General features: G+C 67.6%; 5 protein-coding genes and 2 pseudogenes. 4 read left to right on the forward strand and 3 right to left on the reverse strand.

Features of this window, described 5'->3' with window-relative positions; all coding sequences use genetic code 11:
• A pseudogene (locus DBR10_RS19570) lies at window positions 1-238 on the reverse strand (RcnB family protein); the annotation flags it as partial.
• A gap of 102 nt (window positions 239-340) precedes the next feature.
• On the opposite strand from DBR10_RS19570, the gene DBR10_RS01450 reads away from it, so the two are divergent.
• The 3 genes from DBR10_RS01450 to DBR10_RS19575 all read left to right on the forward strand — a co-directional run bounded on the left by DBR10_RS01450 (window position 341) and on the right by DBR10_RS19575 (window position 2,222).
• Window positions 341-895, forward strand: coding sequence for a DUF924 family protein (locus DBR10_RS01450; RefSeq protein ID WP_108503826.1), 555 nt, complete (start codon window positions 341-343; stop codon window positions 893-895).
• Window positions 896-954: 59 nt separating this feature from the next.
• Window positions 955-1,794: a thymidylate synthase gene (locus DBR10_RS01455; RefSeq protein WP_108503825.1), complete on the forward strand. Its 840-nt coding sequence runs from the start codon at window positions 955-957 to the stop codon at window positions 1,792-1,794.
• A gap of 83 nt (window positions 1,795-1,877) precedes the next feature.
• Complete coding sequence (locus DBR10_RS19575) at window positions 1,878-2,222, forward strand: PaaI family thioesterase (RefSeq protein ID WP_255579972.1); 345 nt, start codon at window positions 1,878-1,880, stop codon at window positions 2,220-2,222.
• Here DBR10_RS19575 and DBR10_RS01465 read toward each other — a convergent pair.
• A complete protein-coding gene (locus DBR10_RS01465) occupies window positions 2,219-3,241 on the reverse strand; it encodes a zinc-binding dehydrogenase (protein ID WP_108503823.1) in 1,023 nt (340 codons plus the stop codon). The genes DBR10_RS19575 and DBR10_RS01465 overlap by 4 nt on opposite strands.
• Window positions 3,242-3,340: 99 nt before the next feature.
• Here DBR10_RS01465 and DBR10_RS01470 point away from each other — a divergent pair, with 99 nt between their 5' ends.
• Window positions 3,341-3,853 carry a dihydrofolate reductase gene (locus DBR10_RS01470; RefSeq protein ID WP_108503822.1) on the forward strand — a complete coding sequence of 171 codons (513 nt, stop codon included), beginning with the start codon at window positions 3,341-3,343 and terminating at the stop codon, window positions 3,851-3,853.
• Window positions 3,854-3,856: 3 nt separating this feature from the next.
• Here DBR10_RS01470 and DBR10_RS19580 read toward each other — a convergent pair.
• Window positions 3,857-4,329 (reverse strand): annotated as a pseudogene (locus DBR10_RS19580) (hypothetical protein); the annotation flags it as partial.

Here is a 4,329-nt window from a genome sequence, read left to right on the forward strand (position 1 = left end):
GATCATCCCGGTCGCCACGGTCGGCCTGCCAGCCGCCGCCTGGGCGCTCGCCACCGCGGTCTCCGCCACGGTCACCTCCGCGATCGCCACGGTCGCCGCGCGCCTCGCGCGGGGCCTGCTGACGCTCCTGCTGCTGCTGTTGCTCGCGCTGCGCAGCCACTGCTCCGGCCGAACCGGCCTCCGCCGCTGCTCCGCCCAGCAGCGACAACACCATGGCGGTCGAAATCAGACGCTTCATTTCCTGCTCCAAAAGGCCTTGTGCCAGGCCCGGGCTTTGTCCCTTGATAGCAAGATCGTCCTTCCAGGATGAACCGCGTTTGAACGAAGCGACGAGTTGCCTATGCCCGCCCACCCCCAGGATATTGTCGGCTTCTGGCGTTCGGCAGGCCCGAGAAAGTGGTTCGCCAAGGACCCGGCCTTTGATTCGATGATCGCCCTGAGGTTCGAGCAGACCCACTACCGGGCAGCCATGCGCCGCTATGATCATTGGCTTGAGGCAGCGGACGGAGCCCTGGCGCTGATGATCCTGCTCGACCAGTTCCCGCGCAATCTCTACCGCGGCACCGCCCACGCCTTCGCCACCGATCCCCTGGCGAGGACCATGGCCCGTCAGGCCCTGGCCGCCGGTCATGATCAGGCCACCGATCCGATGATGCGGCTGTTCTTCTATCTGCCGTTCGAGCACTCCGAGACCCTGGCCGACCAGGAGTTCTGCGTCGAACTGTGCGCGGCGTTACAGGCCGATGGCGGGGACGCCAGGGCCATGACCTCGGCCATCGAGCATCGCGACATCATCGCCCGCTTCGGCCGGTTCCCGCACCGCAACCCGCTGCTCGGTCGCGAGACAACGCCCGAGGAGCAGGCCTTTCTCGATGAGGGCGGATTCGCCGGTTAGGCCATCCGTGCGCCTGCGCCGCACTGGGCAAGCCGGCGATTCGCGCCCATTCTGGGTTCATGACCACCGCCGTTCTCGCCCCCGCCAAAGCCGCCGCCGACCACCCGGAGCGGCAGTACCTGAACCTGCTGGCCGACATTCTCGAGAACGGCGTGCAGCGCGGTGACCGGACCGGCACCGGCACCCTCGGCGTGTTCGGTCGCCAGATCCGCTTTGACCTCGCCAAGGGCTTCCCGGTCCTGACCACCAAGAAGCTGCACCTGCGCTCGATCTTCATTGAGCTGTTGTGGTTCCTGCGCGGCGACACCAATGTCCGCTGGCTGCAGGAGAACGGCTGCAAGATCTGGGACGAATGGGCCGACGAGAACGGCGACCTTGGCCCCGTCTATGGCAAGCAGTGGCGGTCCTGGGCGGCTCCGAACGGCCAGTCCATCGACCAGATCGCCAACCTGGTCGAGAGCCTGAAGACCAATCCCAACAGCCGCCGCCATATCGTGTCGGCCTGGAACCCGGCCGATGTCGAGGACATGGCCCTGCCGCCCTGTCACTGCCTGTTCCAGTTCTTCGTCGCGGACGGCAAGCTGTCCTGCCAGCTCTACCAGCGCAGCGCCGACGTCTTCCTGGGCGTGCCGTTCAACATCGCCAGCTACGCCCTGCTGACCCTGATGGTCGCCAAGGTGGTCGGACTGGAACCCGGCGAGTTCGTCCACACCTTCGGCGACGCCCACCTCTATCTGAACCACCTGGACCAGGCCCGCGAGCAGATGAGCCGCGAGCCCTTCCCCTTCCCCACCCTGACCATCGCTGACAAGCGCGACCTGTTCGCCTTCACCTATGAAGACTTCAGGCTGGAGGGCTATGAGGCCCATCCGCATATCAAGGCCGAGGTCTCGGTCTGACCTGGGCCACCGATCGTCTTGACCAGCTGAAGGCCGACGACACGGCCCTGCCGCCCGTTGTCGAGACCCTGAAACTGGGCGGACTGGATGACTGGGGCCCGGGCTGGGCCAGGAAGACCTGGCATCCTTCGCCGGAACTGCTCAATAGCGACGGCTCTATGTTTGGCGGCTATCTGGCCGCCCTCGCTGACCAGATCCTCGCCTTCGCGGCCATGACCGCAGCCCCGTCAGACGCCATGTTTCGTACCAGCCATCTGAAGATCGACTTCATTCGCGTGGGTAAGGCCGAACCCCTGCGCCTGGAGGGGCGGGTTGTGGCGAAAACGCGCTCGGTCATCCACGTCGAGGCAGACCTTGTCCGGCCCGATGGCGAACTGATCGCCCGCGCCAGCGCCCAACAGATCATCGTCCCCTTCGGTCAGGCCTAGGGCTTCAGCACGATCTTCCCGGCGGTTCCCGCCGACTGCAGCAGGTCCTGGGCCTTGGCCGCCTCGGCCAGGGGGAAGGTCGCCCCGATCTGCGGATCCAGGCTCCCGGCCCCGATCAGGGCCATCACGGCGGCGAGGTCCTCGCGATAGACGTCCGGCCGGGCATCGCGCCACGAGGTGACGTTGTAGCCGACCACGCCCTGGCTGGCGGAGAACAGCTTCAGCGCCGACAGCCGATCCGCCAGCAGCATCCGGATCATGGCCGCGGGCCGCATCTTGCCGCCCTTGGTGGCGTCATAGCCGCCATAGAGCACCGCCGTGCCGCCGTCGCGCAGGGCGGCGATCGAGGCCTGCTTCAGGTGCGGCCCTCCGACGTGATCGAAGGCCGCCACCACGCCGCCGCCCGAGATCGCCCGCGCCCGCTCGGCTACCGGTTCGGCGCGATAGTCGACATAGAACCCGCCCTTGGCTTCAACCACGGCCCGCTTGCCGGCCGAGGCCGTGCCGATCGCCCGCACCCCGGAGAGGCGTGCCAGGTCCAGCAACAGGCCGCCGACCCCGCCGGCCGCGCCATGGACCAGGATCCACTCACCGGCCTTCGCCGAGGCGACCCGGTGGAACATCTGCCAGGCGGTCAGGCCGTTCAGGACACCGGCCACCAGTGCCTCGGCCGTGACGCTTTCCGGCGCAGGGACGAGATAGCAGGCTTCAACATTGCGGCGGTCTGCATAGGACCCCGTCACCGTCAGCGCCGCTACCCGCTGCCCCACGGCAAAGCTCTCGACGCCTGTGCCCAGGCTTTCGATCCGCCCGACGAGGTCATAGCCCGGCGTCACCGGGGCCTTGACCCCGGGATAGAGTCCCGTCCGCATGACGATGTCGGCGAAGGCCACGCCGGAGGCCTCGATCACGACCCGCGCCTCCCCCGGTCCAGGCGGCGGCAGCACAACCTTGCGGCCTTGCAGAACCTCGACGCCGCCCGTGCGGGCCATGTGCATCTCGAACGCCGTATCGCCCATGGTCAGCTCCCCACGATTTCGCAACAAGTTAACGCCGTTCAGATAACGCGCAAGACCTGACGTCTGGCGTCCGTCCCGGGGCGGCGCTAAGCAGGGCCCATGATCATTCCTCTCGCCCTCGTCGTCGCCCGCGCCGCTAACGGGGTCATCGGTCGCGACGGCGACCTGCCCTGGCGACTGAAGTCAGACCTGGCCCTGTTCAAGGCCAACACCCTGGGCAAGCCCGTGATCATGGGTCGCAAGACCTGGGACAGCCTGCCCCGCAAGCCCCTGCCCGGCCGCATGAACCTGGTTCTGACCCGCGACGGCAGTTTCGAAGCCGAGCACGCCGTGGTCTGCGAGAGCTTCATGGAAGCCGTCCAGATGGCCCGCGAACAGGCCGAGGAAGACGGCGTCGGCGAAGTCTGCGTGATCGGCGGCCACGCCCTGTTCGAAATGGCCCTGCCCAAGGCGAAACGGCTCTACCTCACCGAAGTGGCCGCCGAGGTCGAGGGCGACGTGACCTTCCCTGACTTCAACGAAGCCGACTGGATCGAGGTGCGCCGCGAGGAACACCCCGCCGGCGACGGCGACGACCATGCCTTCAGCTTCCGGGTCCTTGAGCGGCGTTAGCCCTCAGTCGTCGGTGAAATAGTCGGCGATGGTCGCATCCAGTGTCTCGAGGGCGAAGGACGGCGAGGCCGCCCGATCCAGCGCCCGGCGGACCTGCCAGGCGCTGCGTCCGACGTGCACCCCGATGCCACGCAGTTCGTCGACGATCGCCGTTCGGGTGACCTCGTCGACCGCCTTGTTGTTCTCCAGCCGGGCCTGATCCAGACGCCAGCCGAAATAGGTGTCGGGCGTCAGCTCGATGACGGCTCCCGGTGCCGGGAGCCATTCATAGATCGCGCTGCGCTGGTCGACCGCGTGGTCCAGATAGCCGGCCAGGCAGTTACGGTAACGGCGGGCCGCATCGCGGATCGCCGCAGCCGTCTCCAGCGGACGCAGGCGCTCGGTCCCCGGATGGGGCGGAGGCGGCAGGTCGCGACGGAAGTCCTCGGCGACCAGGCTGAACAGGGTCTTGGCCACCGGTGCCCGGCCCCAGGCAC

Origin of the sequence: Caulobacter sp. HMWF025, from assembly GCF_003060965.1 — a bacterium.
Classification (GTDB): Bacteria; Pseudomonadota; Alphaproteobacteria; order Caulobacterales; family Caulobacteraceae; genus Caulobacter.